We start from the raw sequence: 1059 nt of genomic DNA, 5'->3' as shown, positions 1-1059 counted from the left end.
AGGACGGTCAAGACGGCGTGGAACGGCCTGGTGCGAACGGCCGAAGACTCACCGGTACTTGTGCGGTACGCAGATGATTTCGTAGTGCTGTGTCACACGAAGGAAGCTGCATGTCAAGCCAGAAACAAGCTGGAGGAGTGGCTTAAGCCCCGCGGGTTGACCTTCAACGAGGAGAAGACGCGTATCGTCCACCTCGCGGAAGGCTTCGACTTTCTGGGTGCTCACATCCGAAAGTATGCGGACGGCACCGTCCTCATTACCCCATCCAAGGAGGCGATACGAAGGGCCAGGCAGAGGATCAAGCAGATCATCCAGCGTACGAACGGGCAAGGGAGTCACGAGGACCTGATCCTCACCCTCAACCCCTTTGTCAAAGGGTGGTCTATGTACTACAGCCCCTACTCATCGTCTAGGGCGTACCGGAATCTTGATTTCTACGCCTTCGGACGACTGTGGAACTGGGCTGTAAAGCGACACCGCAGGAAAAGCCGGAGGTGGATCCGAGCCCACTACTGGGGGCGGCACCACCCCAAGCGGAACGATGTGTGGGTCTTTGGCAACGACAAAGTCCTCATGCATAAGTTCGCTTGGACGAAGATCCGGAGGCACGCGGCAGTTCCGGCGAATGCGTCAAAGGACGACCCCGCGCTGAAGGAGTACTGGGCCAAGAGGACAGCAACCAAGGGCCTGCCACAGCTGGAGCGCAGGCTCATCATCGGCCTGGCAGTCCGCCAGAAAGGGAAGTGTCCTGGCTGTGGGCTTGATCTTTTGGAAGGGGCTGGATTCGAGCCGGACAACCTGAACGAGTGGGTGTCCTGGTTCTCGGCGGCGACAAGAGCATTTCATGTTCACCACGTCGTCCACCGTCAGCACGGTGGGTCTGACGATCCACGGAACCTGGAACTGAGGCACACCACCTGCCACCAGCAGCTTCATGCAGGTGGCAAGGACAGAGCAAACGCGCGGCCCCCGCGGCCCGCTTGAGCCGTGTGCCGCGACGAGCGGCATGCACGGTTCTGAGGGGGCCGGAGCCTCGCAAGGGGCTCCGGCTACCCGACC

Annotated in this window: 1 protein-coding gene; it reads left to right on the top strand. The window is 60.5% G+C overall.

Going from position 1 to position 1059, the window contains the following annotated elements; translation table 11 throughout:
* Positions 1-984: group II intron maturase-specific domain-containing protein (locus AB0I98_RS49920; protein WP_362953190.1), on the top strand; the 984-nt coding region annotated here is incomplete at its 5' end.
* Positions 985-1059 lie beyond the last annotated feature (75 nt).

It is taken from the genome of Streptomyces sp. NPDC050211 (assembly GCF_040656035.1).
Taxonomy (GTDB): domain Bacteria; phylum Actinomycetota; class Actinomycetes; order Streptomycetales; family Streptomycetaceae; genus Streptomyces.
This window is presented reverse-complemented; position numbering and strand designations above follow the sequence as displayed.